This is a genomic window from Roseomonas nitratireducens (assembly GCF_017813355.1).
Taxonomy (GTDB): domain Bacteria; phylum Pseudomonadota; class Alphaproteobacteria; order Acetobacterales; family Acetobacteraceae; genus Neoroseomonas; species Neoroseomonas nitratireducens.
In genome coordinates this window covers 1-19,652 of the sequence record NZ_JAGIYZ010000035.1, presented here as the reverse complement: position 1 = coordinate 19,652, position 19,652 = coordinate 1, and the positions used below count along the sequence as shown (strand labels likewise).

Sequence of the window (19,652 nt, the reverse complement as noted above, 5' to 3'; positions counted from 1 at the left end):
GGGTATACGGATCGGCGCGGGGGAGGTGAACCTCCCCCGGACCCCCTCCCTTCTTTCTTCTTCCGCCCCCGCAGAAGGGCCGGCGTCTATTTGCCGATGCAGAAGTCCCGGAAGACGATGTCGAGGATGTCCTCGACGCCGACGCGGCCAGTCAGGCGGCCGAGCGATCGCAGGGCGGCGCGCAAGGCCTCGGAGACCAGTTCCGGCAGCGCGGCGACTTCCGCCTCGGCCAGCCAGGCGACCGCCTCCGACAGGGCGGCGCGATGGCGTGGGCGGGTCAGCAGGGCAGCATCGCCGGCGCCGGCCAGGCGCGCGGCCTCCGCAGCCAGCCGGTCGCGCAGGTTCGAAAGCCCCACCCCGGTGCGGGCGGAGACAGGGAGCGGCACTGCCCCGCCGATCAGCCCGGGCGCGGGCGCGATGTCGACCTTGTTCGCCAGCACGACGGCGCCGGGGCGGATCCAGGCCAGGGTCTCGGCATCCGGGGGCGCGTCGGTGGCGAAGACGGCGAGCACGAGGTCGGCCTCCTCCGCGCGGCGGCGCGCCCTGCGGATGCCTTCCAGTTCGATCTCGTCCTGGGCTTCCCGCAGCCCGGCGGTGTCGGCGAGCGTCACCGGCACGCCGGCCAGGTCCAGCCGGACCTCCACCACGTCCCGCGTCGTCCCGGCACGGGCGGAAACGATCGCCGCCTCCCGCCCCGCCAGGGCGTTCAGTAGCGACGACTTCCCGGCATTGGGCGCGCCGAGGATCGCGACCAGAAGCCCCTCCCGCAACCGCTCGCCACGTCCCTCATCGGCCAAGTGGGTCGCCATCTCCGCGCGCAGCGCCGCCGCGCCCGCCCGCGCCCGGTCGCCGAGGTCGGTCGGCAGGTCGTCCTCGGCGAACTCAATCGCCGCTTCCTGGTGGGCCAGCAGCCGCGCGAGCCGATCCGCCCAGCCGCCATAGAGCCGCGCCAGCGCGCCATCGGCTTGGCGAAGGGCCTGGCGGCGCTGCGCCTCGGTCTCGGCGGCGATCAGGTCGGCGATGCCCTCCGCCGCGGTCAGGTCCATCCGCCCGTTCAGGAAGGCGCGGCGGGTGAATTCCCCGGGCTCGGCTGGCCGGGCGCCGAGCGCGACGAGCGCCTGCGCCACCGCCGCGATGACGGCCGGCCCGCCATGCAGGTGCAGCTCCGCGCTGTCCTCCCCGGTGTAGGAAGCTGGGCCGGGAAACCAGAGCACCAGGGCGTGGTCGAGGACCTCCGCCGTCTGGGGCGCCCTCAGCCGGCGCAGGCTTGCGCGCCGGGCTTCGGGCAGGCCTCCGGCGAGGCCCTGGAGGATGGTTGCGCTGGCTGGCCCCGACATCCGCAGCACGGCCACTGCGCCACGGCCGGCGCCGCTCGCCATCGCGAAGATCGTATCCTGCTGGCTCATCGCCCAGGGTCCGGCCGGCGTTTGGGAAGTCTCGGGGGAACCCTGCCGCGTCCCGCCGCGGGGAAGGTCCCCTCCCGGTGCGGCTGTTCCACGTGAAACACCCTCACCCCTTCGGCGGTGGCACGTCCTTCTCGGTCAGGATCAGCCGCTGCACCCGACCGCCGCCGATCACGTGGACCTGAAGGATCTCCTCCACATCCTCGATGCTGGTGGGGCGGTACCAGACGCCATCGGGGTAGATCACCATGGCCGGGCCGAACTCGCAGCGTTCCAGGCAGCCGGCGGTGTTCACCCGGATGCCGGGGATCTTCAGTTCCTTGGCCCGCGCCTTCATGTAGTCGCGCAGCTTCTCGGACCCTCGCGCGGCACAGGATCCGCGCGGGTGGTCGTCCCCGCGCCGGTTGGTGCAGACGAACAGGTGCGCCGAGTAGAACATTGACGGGTCGGCGTCGGTCATGGGCGTCTCCGGTTCGGGGTCCTGGCGCATGTAGCGGCCCGGCCCATCCCCTCCAAGCCGCATCCATTCCTGGGCATGAAGAGCGCGCGCCCCTGCTTGACGGCTGGCGCCACCAAGGTGTCTCTCCCTCCCTCCATGCCGCAGCTCTCCCTCCATACGCCGCTCGGCGAGATCACCGTCTCGGAAGAAGACGGTGCCATCGTCGCCCTCGACTGGGGCCGCGGCCGGGACCAGGCGGCAACGCCCCTGCTCGCGCGCGCCCGAGACCAGCTGCAGGACTATTTCGACGGCACGCGGACGGCGTTCGACCTGCCCCTCGCACCGCACGGCACGGAGTTCCAGCGCAAGGTCTGGGACGCGCTCTGCGCCATCCCGGCGGGCGAAACCCGCACCTATGCCGACATCGCGCGCGCCGTAGGCTGCCGCGCGGCACGCGCCATTGGCCAGGCCAATGGCGCCAACCCCATCCCCATCCTCATCCCATGCCACCGCGTCGTCGCGGCCGATGGAACGCTCGGCGGCTATTCGGGCGGCGAGGGAGAGGCTACGAAGCGCTACCTTCTGGACCTCGAGGGCGCCGCCCCCGGGGGCCGGACCCTTTTCACGGCCGCCAGAAGGCGCGGCACCATACGGACACGCCCCGAATGACCCACGCCATCCGCATCCACGAGACCGGCGGCCCGGAGAAGATGGTCTGGGAGGAAATCCCCCTCCCCGCCCCGAAGCCGGGCGAGGCGCTCGTCCGCCACAAGGCGGTCGGCCTCAACTTCATCGACGTCTATTTCCGCACCGGCCTCTACAAGGCGCCCTCCCTGCCCGCGATCATCGGGATGGAAGGCGCGGGCGTGGTCGAGGCGGTCGGCGACGGCGTGACCGACATCGCCCCGGGCGACCGCGTCGCCTACGCCACGGCGCCGATCGGCGCCTATGCCGAGGCGCGCTGCATCAAGGCCGACCGGCTCGTGAAGCTGCCCGGGCCGCTCTCCTTCGAGCAGGGCGCGGCGATGATGCTGCAGGGCATGACCGCCGCCTTCCTGGTCAAGAAGTGCTACCCGGTCCGCGCGGGCCAGACCGTGATGGTGCATGCCGCGGCCGGCGGCGTCGGCCTCATCATGTGCCAGTGGCTGAAGCATCTCGGCGCGACCGTCATCGGCGTCGTCAGCACCGAGGAGAAGGCCGCGCTCGCCCGTGCCCACGGCGCCGCGCATGTCCTGCTGACCTCCGACGACATCCCCGCGCGCGTCAAGGAGATCACCGGCGGCGCGATGCTGCCCGTGGTCTTCGACAGCGTCGGGCGCGACACCTTCAACATCTCCCTCGACTGCCTCGCGCCCTTCGGGATGATGGTCTCCTACGGCAATGCCTCTGGCCCCGTGGCGATCCCGGACCTCGGCATCCTGGCTGCGAAGGGCTCGCTCTACGTCACGCGCCCGACGCTCGCGACCTACACCGCGAAGCGGGAGGACCTCGTCTCCCACGCCAACGACCTGTTCGAGGTCGTCTCCTCGGACGCCGTGCAGATCCGCGTGAACCAGACCTTCCCGCTCAGGAACGCGGCCGACGCGCATCGCGCCCTGGAAGCGCGGCAGACCACTGGCAGCACGGTGCTGCTGCCCTGACGCCAAGCGGGGGGCGGCGATGGCCTCCCCCCCCTTCTTCCTGATCAATCGTCGTCGTCGTCGTCGCGCACCCGGCGCGGCTGCCGCCGTTCCGGCGCGACCCAGCCCCAGCCCCAGGATTCGCGCGCGCCGCGCCCTTCCCGCCAGCGGTCTTCCCGCACCCAGCCGCGCCGGCCGTTGCGGTCCTCGACCGTGTAGGAATCGACGCGCGTGCAGCGCCCGTTGGAGCAGTTGGAGGAGGAGTTGGAGGACTGGCTCTCTGCCATCGCCGACAGCGGCGCGAGCCAGAGGGCGAACAGGCCGCCGATCGCGGCGCGCTGGATTGGTCGCATGTCCTTGTCCTCGATGGTCTTCATGCGAGGAACGCTGGAGCGGTGAAAAGTCTTCCGCCGGGCCGAAGAAAGGCAGGATCGGGGCGCCGCGTTTCAGGGCGTTTCCGTGCGCCCGCGCCGCAGGCGGGATGGCGGCCGCGCGGGGCATGAAGCCTCGCGCGGCTGGCTGGCGTCAGGCGCCCCGGAACACCGGGGCCCGCTTCTCCCGGAAGGCGGCGAGGCCTTCCTGGATGTCCGCGCTCTCCTTGCAGATGCGCGCACGCTCCTCGCAGGCGGCGGCATCCAGCGCGCCGTGCGCGATCTCGTTCAGCGCCAGCTTCATCCCCTGCACGGCCAGCGGCGCCATGGCGCAGAGCGTGTCCGCCAGCCGGTCCACCGCGGCGTCGAGCTCGGCGGGTGCGACGAGATGCGTCAGGTAGCCGATGCGCAGCAATTCCTCCGCGCCGAGCTTCTCGGCCGTCAGGAACAGCCGCTTGGCCGTGTTCATGCCCAGGCGGGAGACGTAGCGCTCGAGCCCGCCCGGGTAGTAGTGCACGCCGAGCCGCGCGGCCGGCATGAACATCTCCATGCCCGTGACGCCGATGCGGAAATCCGCCGTCAGCGCGAAGTCGGTGGACCCGCCATAGACCCCGCCCTGGAGGCGGCAGATCGTCGGCACGCGCAGCCGCTCGAAGCGGTCGACCATGGCGTCGAAGCCGGGGGCGCGGGCGGCCGCTTCCTTGTCCTCGGCGAAGCCGCCCAGGTGGAAGCCGGCGCTGAAGGCAGGGCCGGAGGCGGCGACGACCAGCACGCGCAGCTCGCGGTTGGCGTCGATCGTGTCGAAATGCTCGAGCAGCCGGACGATGTCGCCGGGCTCGATGCGGTTGCGGTGGCGCGAACGGTGCAGGCGGATGGTCGCCCGCGGCCCCGCGATCTCGAGGCTCGGCGGGTCCAGTCGTGTGTCTTCGGTCATGGCGGTCCTCACGCTTCTTGTTCGCGGAGGACAGATCCTTCCGCGCCCTCAGACGCCGGGCGGGCCGCATCCCGGGTTACCCATGCACGTTGCGGAGCAACGCGCATGGGGCCCGTCCGCGGCCCTTGGCTTCGCCGCACGCGCGGCGGCGCCCATTCGGGCGCTCGGCCCTTCGGGCCGCGGGCCTTCCCCTTGTCCTGTGGGTATCCGAGGGCATTCTCCCCGGAATCGGCGCCCCTGGCCACGCCCCCCGGCACGTAACGCGCCTTGCGGAGCGCCCGCCCCGTCCCGACAATAGGCCAATGGCCGCCCCGCTTCCCCTCGCCGTGTCCGAGGACCCCTCCTTCGCCGACCTCCTGGCGCTGCGCCCGCACCTCTCCCTGCACGCCATGGACGGCCTGCTGATGGAGGAGGTGCCGCTCGCGCGCATCGCCGCCGAGGCCGGCACGCCCGCCTGGGTCTATTCCGCCGGCGCGCTGCGCCGCCGCGCCCGCGCGCTCAAGGCCGCGCTGGCCGGCGCCGGGCTGGCGGCGACCGTGCACTTCGCCATGAAGTGCAACGACAACCTCTCGGTGCTGAAGGTGCTGGCGGCCGAGGGCCTGGGCGCCGACGTGGTCAGCGAGGGCGAGCTGCGCATAGCCCGCGCCGCCGGCATCCCGGGCTCGGCCATCGTCTTCTCGGGCGTCGGCAAGACGGCGGAGGAAATCCGCCACGCGCTGGCTGAGGACATCTTCCAGATCAACGCGGAAAGCGCCGAGGAGATCGACATGATCTCCGCCATCGCCACCGCCATGGGCCGCACCGCCCGCGTCGCGCTGCGCGTGAACCCCGACGTAGACGCCAAGACCCACGCCAAGATCACCACCGGCCGCAGCGAGAACAAGTTCGGCATCGCCTTCGAGGACGCGCCCGCCGTCTATGCCCGCATGGCCGCGCTGCCCGGCATCGAGCCGATCGGCATCGCGACGCATATCGGCAGCCAGATCACCGCCGGCATGGCCGCCTACCGCGCCGCCTATGCCCGGCTGGCCGAGATGGTGAAGGCGCTGCGCGCCGAAGGCCTGCCGGTGCAGCGCGTCGATTGCGGCGGCGGCCTCGGCATTCCCTATCGCGACGAACCTGCGCCCTCGCCCGAGGCCCTCGCCGGCGCGATCCGCGCCACGCTGGGCGAACTCGGCCTGCCGGTGATGCTCGAGCCCGGGCGCTGGATCGCCGGCCCCGCCGGCGTGCTGCTCGCTTCCGTCGTGCTGCAGAAGCGCGGCGCGTCGCATCGCTTCGTGGTGGTGGACGCGGCGATGAACGACCTGGTGCGTCCGGCGATGTACGACGCCTGGCACGGCATCGTCCCGCTCTCCGCCGCCCGCGCCGCCGCGCCGCTCTCGGCCGCCGAGGTGGTGGGCCCGGTCTGCGAGACCGGCGACACCTTCGCCCGCGGGCGGATGCTGCCCGACCTCGCCGCGGGCGACGCGGTCGCCTTCCTCGATGCCGGCGCCTATGGCGCGGTCATGTCCTCCACCTACAACGCGCGGCCGCTGGCGGCCGAGGTGCTGGTGGACGGCGACCGCTTCGCCGTGGTGCGCGAACGCCAGACCTATGACGAATTGCTGCACGGGCAGCGCCTGCCGGAGTGGCTCGGATGACCGACGCGCCGCGCGATCCCCTCGCTCACCGGCTGGCCCGGCGAACCAGGCTCGCGCGGCTCGCCCTCTGGTGGGAAGCGGCCTGGCCGGCGCTCTGGCCGGTGCTGGGCGTGCTCGGCGTCTTCCTCGTGGTGGCGCTGGCCGGCCTGCCGCTGGTGATCCCCGCCTGGCTGCACCTGCTGCTGCTGACGGGCTTCGCCGGCGCCCTGGCCTGGGCGGGGATGCGCGCGGCCGCGCATCTGCGCGCGCCGGGCCTGCCGGCGGCGGAACGCCGGCTGGAACGGGATTCCGGCCTGTCGCATCGCCCGATCGCGACGCTCGCCGACCGGCCGACGGGGGATGATCCCGTCGCCCTCGCCCTCTGGGCCGCGCATCGCCGTCGCGCGGCGGAACGGCTCGACGCGCTGCGCGTAGCACCCCCCCGGCCCGGCCTGCCGTCGCGCGACCCACGCGCGCTGCGCGGCGGGCTGGCGGTCGCGATCGTCGCCGCCCTCGTCGTCGCGGGGGCGGAGGCGCCGGAACGGCTGCGCCGCGCCCTGCTGCCCGCCTTCACCGGCGCGGCCCTGCCGACCACGCCCGGCGTGCGGCTGGAAGCCTGGGTCACGCCGCCCGCCTATACCGGCGCCGCGCCCATCTTCCTCGACCCTGCCGGCGGCGCGGTTTCCGTCCCCGCGGGCAGCCGGCTGCAGGTCGCCGTCTCGGGCGGCGCGGGCGGCGTGCCGGAACTCCTGCGCGAAGGGGCGGCGAGCCCGTTCCGCACCCTCGACCGCGCCTCCTTCGCCGCCGAGGCGGTGCTGGAGGTCGGCGGCACCCTCGCCGTGCGTCGCGACGGGGCGGACCTCGCCCGCTGGTCGCTGACGGTGCGCGCCGACGCGCCCCCGGTCGCCGCCTGGGACCAGCCGCCGGCGCGCGCGCAGCGCGGCTTGGCCATTCGCCTGCCCTGGAAGGCGGAGGACGATTGGGGCCTGGCCACGCTGCGCGTGGAACTGCGCCTGAAGCCACGGCCGGATGCCGAGCCCGTGGTGCTCGACCTGCCGTTGCCCGGCGGCAGCCCGCGGACCGCGCGCGGCGCCGCCCAGCCCGACCTGTCCGCCCATCCCTGGGCGGGGCTGGAGGTCGAGGCGCGGCTCGTCGCCCGCGACCATGCCGGGCAGGAAGGCCGCAGCGAGGGCGCCTTCCTCGAACTGCCGGAACGCTCCTTCACCCACCCTGTCTCCCAGGCGCTGATCGCGCTGCGCCGGTCGCTGTCCGTCGATCCCTCCGCGCGGGACGCGGCGCGGCGCGAACTGGACCGCATCGCCGGCGCGCCGGAGGCCTTCGAGCACGACACGGGCACCTTCCTGTCGCTGCGCAGCGCGCGGCATCGCCTGACGCGCGACCGCCGCGCGACCGCGGTGCCCGAGGTGCAGGAGATCCTGTGGGACATCGCCGTCGCGCTGGAGGAAGGGCGCACCGACCGCACCGCCCGCGCGCTCGCCCAGGCGCGCGAACAGCTGCGCGAGGCGCTGGAGGAACAGCGCCGCACGCCCGAGCAGGAGCGCACCCAGGAACAGCGCGCCGAGCTCGACCGCCGCATCCAGGAATTGCGGGAAGCGATCCGCCGGCATCTCGAAGCCCTCGCCGAACGGCTGCAGCGCGAGAATGCCGAGGCCCTGCCCTACGACCCGCAGCAGCGGCTGATGGACCAGCGGGAACTCAACCGCCGCACCCAGCGCATGCAGGACGCCGCGCGCCAGGGCCGCACCGAGGACGCGGAGCGCGAGCTCGCGGAACTCGAGGAAATGCTCCGCGCGCTCGAGGAAGGGCGCAACATGCGCGCCGAGGACCGCCAGCGCCAGCAGCAGCGCCAGCGCGGCCAGCAGCAGATGGGCGCGGTGCAGGACATGGTGCGCCGCCAGGCCGAGATGCTCGACCGCGGCCACCAGCGCGCGGAACAGGCGGAGCGGGAACGCCAGCAGCAGCGGCGCCAGCCGCTCTCCCGCACCTTCCCCCCGCCGCCGCCGCAGGCCGAGCCGCCGCCCAACCCGGAGCGTCAGGCGCAAAGCCAGCAGGATGCGCGGGTGCAGCGCGCGCTGCGCCGCGCGCTGGGCGAGCTGATGCAGCAGTTCGGCGACCTGACCGGCGACGTGCCGCCGCAGCTGGGCGAGGCCGACCGCGCCATGCGCGACGGCGCCGAGGCGCTGGCCGAGGGCCGCGACGCGCGCGACCCGCAGCAGCGCGCCATCCGCGCCCTGACGGAAGGCGGGCGCCAGATGGCGCAGCAGATGCAGCGCCAGTTCGGCCAGGGCCAGCCCGGCGAGGATGAAGGCGAGGGCGAGGGCGAAGGCGAGGGCATGGCCGGCGGCGAGCAGGGCGGGGAGGGCCAGGACCAGGCGCAGGAACAGGGCCAGGGCCGCGATCCGCTCGGCCGCCGCACGCGGGAAGCGACCGGCGGGCAGGACAACGGCTCCGATACCCGCGTGCCGGACGAGGCCGAATTGCTGAAGACGCGGCGGATCCAGGAGGAGCTGCGCCGGCGCGGCGCCGAGCGCGAACGGCCGCCGGCGGAACTCGACTACATCGACCGGCTGCTGCGGCGCTTCTGATCCGCGCGGCGCGCGGGCAACGGCGCCGCGCGCGGCGTCATGTTCCGCGCTTCGGCTTGTCCGGCACCGGTGGCGGCATGCGCTCCGCGGCCGGGCGGCGGCGGCGCGGCAGCATCCCCGGCATTTCCTGCGGCGTCGCCACGGGCGCGGCCTGGAGGCCGCGTCGCAGCAGGCTCGCCCAGGCTTCCTCGGGCGTGTCGACGATCTCGAACAGCGACAGGTCGTGCTCGTCGATCATCCCCTGTTCGACCAGCAGGGAGAAGTTCACCGCGTTCTCCCAGAAGGCGCGGCCGTAGAGCACGATCGGCCGCGGGCTCGCCTTGCTGGTCTGCACCAGCGTCAGCAGCTCGAACAGCTCGTCGAAGGTGCCGAAGCCGCCCGGGAAGACCGCCAGCGCATTGGCGCGCATCGCCAGGTGCATCTTGCGCATCGCGAAGTAGTGGAAGCGGAAGGTCAGCGCCGGGGTGGACCAGGCGTTCGGGTTCTGCTCGTGCGGCAGGGTGATGTTGAAGCCGATGGACGGCGCGCCGGCTTCCGAGGCGCCGCGATTGGCCGCTTCCATGATGCCGGGCCCGCCGCCGGTCGCGATCACGTTGTCCCGCGGCGCGCCGGAGGCGGCGAGCGCGCCGCCGCGCAGCGAGACGATGCGCGCGAAGGCGCGGGCATCCTCGTACAGGCGGGATTGTTCCGCCGCGCGCTTCGCGGCGCGCTTCTCGGCCGGGCCGCGCGCCGCCTCCGCCATGGCCTGCGCCCGCTCCGGGCTCGGCGTGCGGGCGGAGCCGAAGACGACGATGGTGGACCGCACGCCCCAGTCGCGCAGCGCGAATTCCGCCTTCGCGTATTCCATGCCGAAGCGGAAGGGGCGCATCTCGTCGCGCAGCAGGAAGTCCTGGTCCTCGACCGCCAGCAGGAAGGAGCGGGAACGCTTCTGGGCGCCGTTCTCGGGCATGGCTCGTGTCCTCGTGGCCGGTGCATTGGCCGGCGTCGCCGTGTCGCGGTATGCCTCAGCCTTCGATGAGGGGGAATGCCGCCATGAAGGACGCGACGCGGGCGAAGCTCGCCGAGGTCTCCACCGCCACGCTGACCACCGTGCTGTTCAAGCGCGGCTTCCGCAACGTGTTCCTCGCGCTGAACCCGCTGAACCCCGAGGCGCCGCGCATGGTGGGCCCGGCCTATACGCTGCGCACCATCCCGGCGCGGGAGGATCTCGACGGGCTCGACGTGTTCAAGGACCCGTCGCATCCGCAGCGCAAGGGGGTGGAGGAATGCCCGCCCGGCGCCGTCTTCGTCATCGACAGCCGCGGCGATGCCCGCGCGGCCTCGGCGGGCGGCATCCTCATCACGCGGCTCAAGGCGCGCGGCGTCGCGGGCGCTGTGACGGATGGCGGCTTCCGCGACAGCCCGGAGATCGCCGCGATGGGCTGGCCGGCCTATCACGCGAAGCCTTCGGCGCCGACGAACCTGATCCACCACCATTGCGTCGACCTGAACGTGCCCGTCGCCTGCGCGGGCGTCGGCGTGCATCCGGGCGACATCATGGTGGGCGACGGGGAAGGGATCGTCTGCATCCCGGCCCATATCGCCGACGACGTGGCGGAGGAGGCCTTCGAGCAGACGGTGTTCGAGGACTTCGTGCAGGAACGCGTCGCGGCCGGCCACACCATCCGCGGCCTGTATCCAATGACGGACGCCGCCAACCGGCCGATCTTCGAGGCCTGGCGGAAGGAGCGCGGGCGCTAGCCCAACGCCAGCGTCAGGAACCGGTTCTCGGCGCTTTCGGCGTAGTCCCCGAAGGGCCCGCAGGGCGTGAAGCCATGCGCGAGATAGAGCGCGACGGCGCCGGCGAAATAGGGCGCCGTGCCGGTCTCGAGGCTCACCCGGGTCATGCCCGCCGCGCGCGCCTCGGCGAGGATGTGGTGCAGCATCGCACCGCCCACGCCGCGCCGGCGCGCGGCTTCGGCCGTGTGCATCGACTTCACCTCGCCATGGTCGGGTGCCAGTCGCTTCAGCGCTCCGGTGCCGACCGGCGCGCCGTCCAGCCAAGCGGTGAAGAAGCGGATCTCCGGCACGCGCAGCCCCGACAGGTCGAGCGCGAAGGCGAAGCCTTCCGCCGTCGCCTCCCGCGCCTTGCGCAGATGCACCGCCAGCAGCGCCTGCACGCGCGGGTCGTCGAGCCCGCCCTCGGTGACGCGCGCCGTCACAGGTGCCGGCCCCGTTCCAGGATCTCGAGCGTGTATTCGCGGTAGGTCATGCCGAGTTCCTCGGCGCGGGCGAGGCGCCGCAGCGCGATTTCCCGCGGCGGGGTCTTCCAGGCCCGGCGATGCGCCCGCTTCCAGCACCACAGGCGCCAGCCGGCGGGATCATCCTCCTCCTCGAGCGGCGGGCCCCCGTTGTGGCCGGGCGATGGCGGCATGGTCATGGACCCAAGTATCCACTATCCTCCCACCATGTCCACTATCCTGGACGATGCCCCGCCCGCCCTCGACACGCTGCTCGCCGCCCGCATCCGGCGGGAGAGGGAGGCGCGCGGCTGGTCCATCGCCGATCTCGCCGCCGCCTCCGGCGTCTCCCGCGCCATGATCAGCAAGGTTGAGCGGGCGGAAGCCAGCCCCACCGCCGCGCTGCTCGGCCGCCTGTCGGGCGCGCTGCACCTGACCGTCTCCACCTTGCTGGCGCGCGCGGAAGCCGATGGCGGCGCGCCGCGCATCGCACGGCATCAAGCCCAGCCGGTCTGGACCGACCCCGCCACGGGCTACGTTCGGCGCGCCCTGACGCCGCCGGGCGCGGAGCCGGAACTGGTGGAGGTGGAACTGCCGGCCGGCGCGCGCGTCGCCTACACCGCATCCTCCTTCGCCTTCCTGCGCGGGCAGGTGGTGTGGGCGACCGCCGGGCGGCTCGTGGTCGATGAAGGGGGGGAGGAGTCGCTGCTGCACGCCGGCGACAGCCTCGCCTTCGACCTCGATACGCCGCGCGGTCACGCCTTCCGCAACCCGTCGCGGTCGAAGCCCTGCCGGTACATCGTGGCGCTCTCCCGCCGCTGAGCACGCTTGGCGCGGCCGTCCGCGCGGTGGCAGGCTGGCCGGCAACACACTCGGGAGGAAACATCGATGACCATCGCCATCGGGCGCCGCGCGGTGCCCGCGCTCGGCCTTGCCGCCGCCGGAGCGGCGCAGGCGCAGGGACAGTGGAGCCCCTCGCGCCCCGTGAGCATCGTCGTGCCCTTCCCGCCGGGCGGATCCACCGACGTGACCGCTCGGCTGGTGGCCGAGCGGATGGCGCCGCTGCTCGGCCAGAACGTGGTGATCGACAACAAGCCCGGCGCGCAGACCGTCATCGGCGCCGAGGCCGTCGCGCGCGCCGCGCCGGACGGGCACACGCTGCTGATGTCCTCCGGCACGACGCTGACGATCAACCCGCTGATCGGGCGCAACCTGCCCTATAGGCCGGAGGATTTCGCCCCCGTCGTGCATGTCTCGACGCTGCCCTTCTGCATCGCGGTCCGTCCGGGCCTGCCGGACACGATGGAAGGCTTCGTCGCGCATGTGCGCGCGAACCCGGGCAAGGTGACCTGGGGCCACAACGGGCGCGGGTCCTTCAACCACATCGCCGGCGCGCTCATCCAGGACCGGCTGCAGCTCGACTGGCAGGATGTCGGCTATCGCGGCGACGCGCACCAGATGAACGACCTGCTGGCCGGCACGCTCGATTCCATCCTGGTGGGCGGCGCGACGGGGCTGCAGGTGGCGCGGTCCGGCCGCGCCAGGATCATCGGCTGGACCGGGGAGGCGCGGCTGCCGAACCTGCCCGACCAGCCGACCTTCCACGAACGTTGGCCGGGCCTGGTGGCCGTGACCTGGTTCGGGCTGCTCGCGCCCGCGCGCACGCCGCAGGCCGCGCTCGCCCGGCTGAACGCGGCGGGGGCGGCGGCGGTGGCGGATGCGACCGTGCGCGAACGCCTGCTGAACGAGGGCATCGTCACCGCCGGCGGCAGCCCGGCCGACTTCCAGGCCTTCCTGTCGCGGGAGGCGGAACGCTGGGGGCCGCTGCTGCGCCGGCTGAACATCCAGCTCAACTGACGGCGCGCGCGGGCGTCTCAGCAGGCCGCGAAGAGCCGCCCCGCGCCGGCGATCCTGTCCGCGACCCCGGCGCGGCGCAGCGCGTGCCAGTAGGTGACGGGGTTGGTCGCCAGCACCGGCTTGCGCAGCGCCGCCTCGGCGTCCCGCGCCACGGCGGCGAAGGGCAGGTTGGTGCCGACCTGGACGATCGCCTCGACCTCCGGCCCGTCCAGTTCCCGCACCGCCTCGCGCAGCCGCGCGGGGGCGACGCGCGCGATCGCCGCGGGCCCCGGCGCGCGCAGGCCGAGCACGCGCACCACCTCGATCCCGGCATCCTCCAGGAAGGCCTTCGCCGCGGCGTCGCCACCGGGGAAGAAGGGCGTCAGCAGCGCGATCCGCCGCACGCCCAGCGCGGCCAGCGCGGCCAGCGTCGCCCCGGTCGGCGCCGTGACGGGGCAGCCTATCCGTGCCTCGGCCTCGGCCAGCAGCGCGGCGCCGGCCGCGCCGCCGCCGACAAAATTCTCGACCATCACGCCGATCGCGACATGGTCCGGCCTGGCCGGCGCCAGCGTGTCGAGCGCGGCCATCAGCCCCGCGACCATCGCCGCGCGCACCACGGCGGCATCGGCATCGCCGGCCACCGCGGCATCCGGGTTGGCGATGCGCGCCGTCGCGTTGATGGTGCCGGCGGGGCGGAGGTCGTCCATCTCCGCCTCCGTCGTCACATTGGTCGCGGGCACCACCACGCCCATCAGCAGGCGCGGCGCGAGACCGGGGCGGGGCGACAGCGGCGGCGGCTGGTCCATGGCCTGAGCCTGCCAGCCGCCGCGCGCGTCGCCTACTGGCGGTTGTCCGGCCAGAGCGTGCGGGACGCGATGCCCGCCAGCACGGCGCCGATGATCGGCGCCACCCAGAACAGCCAGAGCTGCTGCAGCGCCCAGCCGCCGACGATCAGCGCCGGGCCGGTGCTGCGCGCCGGGTTCACGCTCGTGTTCGTCACCGGGATCGAGACCAGGTGGATCAGCGTCAGGCCGAGGCCGATCGCGATCGGCGCGAAGCCCTTGGGCGCCTGCGGATGCGTCGCGCCCAGGATGATGATGATGAAGAAGAAGGTCATCACCACTTCGGTCAGCAGCGCGGAATTCATCCCGTACTTGCCGGGGGAATGGTCGCCGAAGCCGTTGGCCGCGAAGCCGCCGACCTCGAAGCCGGGCTTGCCGGTCGCGATCGCCCAGAGGATGGCGGCCGCCGCGATGGCACCGAGCACCTGGACGAAGATGTAGGGGATCGCGTCACGCCCCGGGAAGCGGCCCGCCGCGACCAGGCCCAGCGTCACCGCCGGGTTCAGGTGGCAGCCCGACACATGCCCGATCGCATAGGCCATGGTCAGCACCGTCAGGCCGAAGGCGAGCGAGACGCCGGTCAGGCCGATCCCGACCTCCGGGAAGGTCGCCGCCAGCACGGCCGAGCCGCAACCGCCGAGCACGAGCCAAAGCGTGCCGATGAACTCGGCAGCCAGTCTTGGAGCCATGAAGGACGTCCCTCCTCATTTTTTCTGGAGGAGGCAGGTTAGCCTGGGAACACACCGCCAGCGCAACCATGGCGCCGTCTCCGGAACGGTATGCCCGCCATGCGCGTCGGCGCTACCGCGCGACGGCGATGCGCCCGTCCAGCTGCGTCACGGAGCGGCCGGAGGCGATCGCATCCGCCACCGTCTCGTCCAGCACCGGGCCGGTGTCGTAGGGGTCGAGCGCGCGGTCGCGGAAGGCGACGTAGCCATCCCCGCCACGCCGCATGAAGTCGTTCGTCACGACGCGATAGACCCGCGCCGGGTCGAGCGGCACGAAGGCCGCCCCCTGCGCGACTTCCGCATGCCGCACGCGCGACCCGGGCGGTGCCGTCGGGTCCCAGGCGAAGCGGATGCCCGCCACCTGCGGGAAGCGCCCGGCCGTGCCGGCGCCCTGCGCCAGGCCGGCTTCCAGCGCCGCCAGCACATCCGCGCCGCGCAGCCCCATCACCGCGATGGTGTTGCCGAAGGGCAGGACGGTCAGCACGTCGCCATAGGTCACCTGGCCGCCCGGCAGGCCGGCGCGCAGCCCGCCGCCATTCGTCACCGCAATCTCCGCCCCCGGGATGCGGGCGAGCATCGCCTCCGTCACCAGGTTCCCCAGCGCGCACTCGCCGCGCCGGCAATCGGTGTTGGACAGCGCGCCGGCGAGCATCCCCACCGGGCGGCGGCGCGTCTCCTCCAGCGGCCGGGCGAATTCCGCGACCATGGCGGCGACGCGCGCATCCTCGGCGAAGGCGGCGCCGACCGGAGCGCAGCCGCCGCCCGTCGCCACGATCCGCCCATCCGCGGCCAGGTCGAGGTCGAGCATGCCGAGGAAGCGCCCATAGGCGCCGGTCTGCACGATGCGCACCGTGCGGTCGCGCCCGTCGACCAGCAGCGGCGAGGGGCCGTCCGCGTCCGGTTCGGCCGCCAGCAGCGTGTGCGAATGCCCGCCCGCGATCACGTCGATCCCCGCCACGCGTTCCGCCAGCCGCCGGTCGGCGCCGAGGCCGAGATGGGACAGCACCACCACCGTCGCCGGGCCGGTCGCGCGGATGTCCGCAACGGCGCGGGCCACCGCCTCGGCCGGGTCGGTGAAGCGCAGGTTCCGCCCGGGGGAGGACAGCGCCGGCGTCTCCGGCGTCGTGACGCCGACGATGGCGATGCGCGCCCCGCCGCGCCGCGCTTCCCACCAAGGCCTGAAGCGCCCCGCGAGCAGCGGCTCGGCCCGGGCGTCGATGTTCGCGGCCAGGATCGGGAAATCCGCCCCCGCGGCGAAGCGGGCCAGCACCTCCGGCCCATTGTCGAATTCGTGGTTGCCGAGGGTCATGGCCTCGCAGCCCCAGGCCTTCATCACGGCCAGTTCCGCCGCGCCGCGATGGTGCGTGTAGAACAGGCTGCCCATGAACTGGTCGCCGGCGTCGATCGCGACCACGCCGCGGCCGCTTGCCGCCGCGCCCGCCCGCGCCTGCCCGATCGCCCCGGCGAGCCGCGCCGCGCCGCCCAGGCAGGGGTCGTCCGCCCGGCAGGCCGCCCCGGTCGCGCGCGCCACCGGTTCGTGCCGGCTGTGGAAGTCGTTGACGTGGACGATACGCACCCGATGCGCGCCCTGGGCGCGCGCCGGCCGCAGGAAGGGCGCGGCAAGGCCGGCGGCGAGGAGGAAGCGGCGGGAGAGAATCATGGCGGGCCTCGATCGGCGGGACTGCCGCAATCCTGCCCCGTCGCGCGAGGATTGTCCCTTGCCGCATGCGGCGCGCGGGTCCAAACCCGCGTTGTCGGAATCCTCCAGCAACCCTGGCCGGAGCGCGATGCAGGTCTACCTGCCCATCGCCGAGATGAGTGTCGATGCCCTGCTGCTGCTGGGCATCGGCTTCGGCGTGGGCTGGCTGTCGGGCCTGTTCGGCGTGGGCGGCGGCTTCCTGCTGACGCCGCTGCTGATCCTGATCGGCATCCCTTCCCCCGTCGCGGTCGCCTCGGGCGCCAACCAGACGCTTGGCGCCTCGGTCTCCGGCCTGATCGCGCAGTGGCGGCGCGACAATGTCGATGCGCGCATGGGGGTGGTGCTGCTGGCCGGCGGCATCGTCGGGTCGGCGCTCGGCGTGCAGCTGTTCGCGCTGCTGCGCCGGGCGGGGCAGGTCGATCTCGCCGTCGCCGTCTTCTACGTGGTGGTGCTGGGCACGGTCGGGCTGCTGATGGTGCGCGAAAGCGTGCGCGCCATCCTGCGCCGCCGGCGCACCGGCTCGGCCGCCGCCGCGCGGGCGCATGAGCACACCTGGCTGCACGGCCTGCCCTTCAAGATCCGCTTCCGCAAGTCGCGCCTGTACATCTCGATCGTGCCGCCGCTGCTGATCGGCTTCGGCATCGGCGTGCTGTCCGCGGTGATGGGGGTGGGCGGCGGCTTCATGCTGGTGCCGGCCATGATCTACCTGCTGGGGATGCCGACCAGCGTCGTCATCGGCACCTCCCTGTTCCAGGTGGTGTTCGTCTCCGCCAACGTGACGCTGCTGCAGGCGCTGCAGGTCGGCAGCGTGGACATCGTCCTGACGCTGCTGCTGCTCGCCGGCGGCGTCGCCGGGGCGCAGTTCGGCGCCGCCATGGGCACGAAGCTGCGGGGGGAGGAGACGCGCGCGCTGCTCGGGCTGCTGGTGCTGAGCGTGGCGCTCGGCCTGCTGTGGGACCTGGTGCGCGCGCCGGAGAACCTTTTCGCCATAGGGCCCGTGCCGTGATGCGCCGCGCGGCGCTGGCGCTGCTGGCCGCGCTGTGGGCCGGCACGGCGGCCGCGCAGGTGCCGCCGCCCACGCCCGCCCTGACCGCCGACCTCTCGACCGACCGGGTGGAGATCTCGACCGGCTTCACCGGGGCCTCCGTGCTCGTCTTCGGCGCCACCGAGAACCTGATCGGCCCGGCGAGCGGGGAGGACGTGCTGGTCGTCGCGACCGGCCCGTCCCAGCCCACGGTGGTGCGGCGCAAGGTCAACGTGCTCGGCTTCTGGGTGAACGGCCCGGCCGCCACCTTTCCCGAAGTGCCTGGCTTCTACGCCATCGCCGCGACGCGCCCGGTGTGGGAGCTGCTGCCGGAGGACACGCGCCGCGCCTCGCGTCTCGGGCTCGACGCGCTGCCGTTGCGCGCCACCGGCAGCCAGGCGCCGGCCTTCCGCGCGGCGCTGCTCGACCTCAAGCAGCAGGACCGGCGCTGGCAGGAATACGCGGCACCCGTGACCGTCGCAGGGGGTCGGCTATTCAGCGCGCGCGTCGCCTTCCCGGACACGGTGCAGACCGGGGACTACCGGATCGAGGTCCTGCTGCTGCGCGAACGCCGCATCGTCGCGCGGCAGGAACTGTTCCTGCGCGTGGAGCGCGTCGGCACCGCCGCGTCCATCGCCCACGTCGCACGCACCGCGCCGCTGCTCTATGGTGTGGGCTGCGTCCTGCTTGCCGCGCTGGCCGGATGGCTCGGCAGCGTCCTGTTCCGCAGAAGCTGAGGGGCCGCCATGCCGGGCACCGAAGAATCCGCCGCCGCCGCCACTGCCGCCAAGCGCGACCGCATCTTCCTGGTCGTGGTGGATGACAGCCCCGAGCGCGCCGTCGCGCTGCGCTACGCCTGCCTGCGGGCGCGCAAGGGCGGCGGGCGCGTGGCGCTGCTGCGCGTGATCGAGCCGGTGGGCCTGGTGGAATGGGCCGGCGTCGGCGTGATGATGCAGGAAGAACGGCGGGAGGAGGCGGAGAAGATGCTCTCCGGCCTCGCCGCCGAGGTGAACGAGATCACCGGCGGCTTCCCCATCCTGATCATCCGCGAGGGCGAGGCGCGGGACGAGCTGCTGAAGCTTCTTGAGGCGGATCCGCGCATCTCGATCCTGGTGCTTGCCATGGCGCCGGGCACGGGCGGGCCGGGGCCGCTCATCACCGCCCTGACCGGCCGCTACGCGAGCCGCCTGACGGTGCCGATGACGCTGGTGCCGGGGACGCTCGACGAGAAGGAACTGGATCGGATTACGTAATTCATTGCCTCAGGCGCCGGCGCCGGCATCCGCCGGCTTGGCTTGCGCGCCGTGCACTGGCGCGCCGGGCGCGGCTGATGGGTTGGGCGCGGTCGCGCTGTGCGCTCGCGGATCGAGGCAGGGCCTCGATCCGATTCTTGGCCTCAGGCGCAGGTGCCTGCCTCCGCCGGCTTGGCTTGCGCGCCGTGCACTGGCGCGCCGGGCGCGGCTGGCGGGTTGGGGGCGGTCGCGCTGTGCGCTCGCGGATCGAGGCAGGGTCTCGATCCGATTCTTGGCCTCAGGCGCAGGTGCCGGTCTCCGCCGGCTTGCCTTGCGCGCCGTGCACTGGCGCGCCGGGCGCGGCTGATGGGTTGGGCGCGGTCGCGCTGTGCGCTCGCGGATCGAGGCAGGGCCTCGATCCGATTCCTGGCCTCAGGCGCCGGCGCTCAGCTTTCCGGGCAGCCCACCACCACGCGCTGCAGCGTCCGCACGCCCTCGGCCGTCTGGGCCCAGCGTGGATCGGCCGCGTTGGGCGGCGTCAGCAGGCGCTGCGCCTCGGCGAGGTCCGGGCAGCGCCGGTCGTCCGCGCCGCAGGAGACGGAGACGCCGATCATCCGCGCACTCGCGCCGTGGAAGCGCGCGCTCGCATTGCCGGGCGCGTCGCGCAGCAGGGTCTCGGCCTCGCTGCGCATCGTGTCGTTGTCCGGGCAGATGCTGGCGCGCGGCGTGACGGCGCGGCGGTCATACAGCGCGGCGAGCAGTTCCTCCCGCCACGCATTGCGTTCCGCCTGCGTGTTGGCGCCGCCGGCGGCGAGCGCGGCCTGGCCGGCGCTGACCGCGCAGTCGCGCAGGCGGCCGGCCTGCTCGCGCGGCGCGCCCTGCGCCTGGCGGCGGCAGGCGCGTGCTCGCAGCGCCTGGGCTTCCGCGCATTCCTTGTCGGCCGCGCCGGTGCAGGCGGGGATGTCCTCCCCCGCCACGCTGTCCCAGGCGTTCTGCGCCGCGGCCGCGCTCATGCGCGCAAGCCGCGTCGCGGCAGGCGCGGCGGCTGCGCCCGCGGCCGCGCCGGCCACCTGCCCCGCCG

21 protein-coding genes are annotated in these 19,652 nt (G+C 73.7%); 10 read left to right on the top strand and 11 right to left on the bottom strand.

Translation table 11 applies throughout. The annotated features are described in order from the left end of the window. Positions 1-86: 86 nt before the first annotated feature. Together mnmE and J5Y09_RS22620 are read right to left on the bottom strand one after the other, a co-directional pair. Positions 87-1,406: a tRNA uridine-5-carboxymethylaminomethyl(34) synthesis GTPase MnmE gene (mnmE, locus tag J5Y09_RS22625; RefSeq protein ID WP_209354129.1), complete on the bottom strand. Its 1,320-nt coding sequence runs from the start codon at positions 1,404-1,406 to the stop codon at positions 87-89. Between the two features lie 103 nt (positions 1,407-1,509). Beyond that, complete coding sequence (locus J5Y09_RS22620; RefSeq protein ID WP_209354128.1) at positions 1,510-1,863, bottom strand: (2Fe-2S) ferredoxin domain-containing protein; 354 nt, start codon at positions 1,861-1,863, stop codon at positions 1,510-1,512. 135 nt (positions 1,864-1,998) lie between these two features. Here J5Y09_RS22620 and J5Y09_RS22615 point away from each other — a divergent pair, with 135 nt between their 5' ends. Then, positions 1,999-2,511 carry a methylated-DNA--[protein]-cysteine S-methyltransferase gene (locus J5Y09_RS22615; RefSeq protein WP_209354127.1) on the top strand — a complete coding sequence of 171 codons (513 nt, stop codon included), beginning with the start codon at positions 1,999-2,001 and terminating at the stop codon, positions 2,509-2,511. Then, on the top strand, positions 2,508-3,482 hold the full coding sequence (locus tag J5Y09_RS22610; protein WP_209354126.1) for a quinone oxidoreductase family protein: 975 nt from the start codon (positions 2,508-2,510) through the stop codon (positions 3,480-3,482). Before J5Y09_RS22615 ends, J5Y09_RS22610 begins: the two co-directional genes overlap by 4 nt. A 44-nt stretch (positions 3,483-3,526) precedes the next feature. On the opposite strand, the gene J5Y09_RS22605 is transcribed toward J5Y09_RS22610, so the two are convergent. Both J5Y09_RS22605 and J5Y09_RS22600 read right to left on the bottom strand, forming a co-directional pair. Continuing rightward, a complete protein-coding gene (locus J5Y09_RS22605) occupies positions 3,527-3,814 on the bottom strand; it encodes a hypothetical protein (protein WP_209354125.1) in 288 nt (95 codons plus the stop codon). Positions 3,815-3,986: 172 nt separating this feature from the next. Further along, positions 3,987-4,766, bottom strand: coding sequence for an enoyl-CoA hydratase/isomerase family protein (locus J5Y09_RS22600; RefSeq protein ID WP_209354124.1), 780 nt, complete (start codon positions 4,764-4,766; stop codon positions 3,987-3,989). Between the two features lie 302 nt (positions 4,767-5,068). On the opposite strand from J5Y09_RS22600, the gene lysA reads away from it, so the two are divergent. Then, the gene (lysA, locus tag J5Y09_RS22595; RefSeq protein ID WP_209354123.1) at positions 5,069-6,406 is read left to right on the top strand and encodes a diaminopimelate decarboxylase; all 1,338 of its coding nucleotides are present in this window, start codon (positions 5,069-5,071) and stop codon (positions 6,404-6,406) included. Then, entirely contained in the window at positions 6,403-8,991 is a 2,589-nt protein-coding gene (locus J5Y09_RS22590) for a TIGR02302 family protein (RefSeq protein ID WP_209354122.1), read from the top strand. The genes lysA and J5Y09_RS22590 overlap by 4 nt, the downstream gene beginning before the upstream one ends. A gap of 37 nt (positions 8,992-9,028) precedes the next feature. Here the strand turns inward: J5Y09_RS22590 and J5Y09_RS22585 are convergent, their stop codons facing one another. Next, positions 9,029-9,940 (bottom strand): LOG family protein, encoded by a 912-nt coding sequence (locus J5Y09_RS22585; protein ID WP_209354121.1) that lies wholly within the window; start codon positions 9,938-9,940, stop codon positions 9,029-9,031. Positions 9,941-10,023: 83 nt separating this feature from the next. Between J5Y09_RS22585 and J5Y09_RS22580 the strand changes: the two genes are divergently transcribed. Next, a complete protein-coding gene (locus J5Y09_RS22580) occupies positions 10,024-10,731 on the top strand; it encodes a ribonuclease activity regulator RraA (protein ID WP_245217339.1) in 708 nt (235 codons plus the stop codon). On the opposite strand, the gene J5Y09_RS22575 is transcribed toward J5Y09_RS22580, so the two are convergent. After that, positions 10,728-11,192 (bottom strand): GNAT family N-acetyltransferase, encoded by a 465-nt coding sequence (locus J5Y09_RS22575; protein ID WP_209354119.1) that lies wholly within the window; start codon positions 11,190-11,192, stop codon positions 10,728-10,730. The two genes, J5Y09_RS22580 and J5Y09_RS22575, sit on opposite strands and share 4 nt — an antisense overlap. Continuing rightward, positions 11,189-11,410 carry a hypothetical protein gene (locus tag J5Y09_RS22570; RefSeq protein ID WP_209354118.1) on the bottom strand — a complete coding sequence of 74 codons (222 nt, stop codon included), beginning with the start codon at positions 11,408-11,410 and terminating at the stop codon, positions 11,189-11,191. Before J5Y09_RS22570 ends, J5Y09_RS22575 begins: the two co-directional genes overlap by 4 nt. Positions 11,411-11,438: 28 nt before the next feature. On the opposite strand from J5Y09_RS22570, the gene J5Y09_RS22565 reads away from it, so the two are divergent. Both J5Y09_RS22565 and J5Y09_RS22560 read left to right on the top strand, forming a co-directional pair. Continuing rightward, complete coding sequence (locus tag J5Y09_RS22565; RefSeq protein ID WP_209354117.1) at positions 11,439-12,032, top strand: helix-turn-helix domain-containing protein; 594 nt, start codon at positions 11,439-11,441, stop codon at positions 12,030-12,032. Between the two features lie 66 nt (positions 12,033-12,098). Next, positions 12,099-13,067, top strand: coding sequence for a Bug family tripartite tricarboxylate transporter substrate binding protein (locus J5Y09_RS22560; RefSeq protein ID WP_209354116.1), 969 nt, complete (start codon positions 12,099-12,101; stop codon positions 13,065-13,067). A gap of 17 nt (positions 13,068-13,084) precedes the next feature. On the opposite strand, the gene J5Y09_RS22555 is transcribed toward J5Y09_RS22560, so the two are convergent. From J5Y09_RS22555 to J5Y09_RS22545, 3 genes are all read right to left on the bottom strand, one after another. Continuing rightward, positions 13,085-13,852 (bottom strand): maleate cis-trans isomerase family protein, encoded by a 768-nt coding sequence (locus J5Y09_RS22555; RefSeq protein WP_209354115.1) that lies wholly within the window; start codon positions 13,850-13,852, stop codon positions 13,085-13,087. A 32-nt stretch (positions 13,853-13,884) separates the two neighbouring features. Further along, positions 13,885-14,577 carry an aquaporin Z gene (gene aqpZ, locus J5Y09_RS22550; protein ID WP_209354114.1) on the bottom strand — a complete coding sequence of 231 codons (693 nt, stop codon included), beginning with the start codon at positions 14,575-14,577 and terminating at the stop codon, positions 13,885-13,887. 112 nt (positions 14,578-14,689) lie between these two features. Then, positions 14,690-16,276: a bifunctional metallophosphatase/5'-nucleotidase gene (locus J5Y09_RS22545; protein WP_209354113.1), complete on the bottom strand. Its 1,587-nt coding sequence runs from the start codon at positions 16,274-16,276 to the stop codon at positions 14,690-14,692. Positions 16,277-16,403: 127 nt separating this feature from the next. On the opposite strand from J5Y09_RS22545, the gene J5Y09_RS22540 reads away from it, so the two are divergent. From J5Y09_RS22540 to J5Y09_RS22530, 3 genes are read left to right on the top strand one after another with little or no spacing between them, the layout of a single operon-like run. Then, a complete protein-coding gene (locus J5Y09_RS22540; RefSeq protein ID WP_209354112.1) occupies positions 16,404-17,321 on the top strand; it encodes a sulfite exporter TauE/SafE family protein in 918 nt (305 codons plus the stop codon). After that, positions 17,321-18,076 carry a TIGR02186 family protein gene (locus J5Y09_RS22535; protein ID WP_245217340.1) on the top strand — a complete coding sequence of 252 codons (756 nt, stop codon included), beginning with the start codon at positions 17,321-17,323 and terminating at the stop codon, positions 18,074-18,076. Before J5Y09_RS22540 ends, J5Y09_RS22535 begins: the two co-directional genes overlap by 1 nt. A 9-nt stretch (positions 18,077-18,085) precedes the next feature. Then, positions 18,086-18,592: a universal stress protein gene (locus J5Y09_RS22530; RefSeq protein WP_209354110.1), complete on the top strand. Its 507-nt coding sequence runs from the start codon at positions 18,086-18,088 to the stop codon at positions 18,590-18,592. Between the two features lie 425 nt (positions 18,593-19,017). Here the strand turns inward: J5Y09_RS22530 and J5Y09_RS22525 are convergent. Next, positions 19,018-19,652 (bottom strand): hypothetical protein (locus J5Y09_RS22525; RefSeq protein WP_209354109.1); only part of this gene is annotated, 635 nt, incomplete at its 5' end.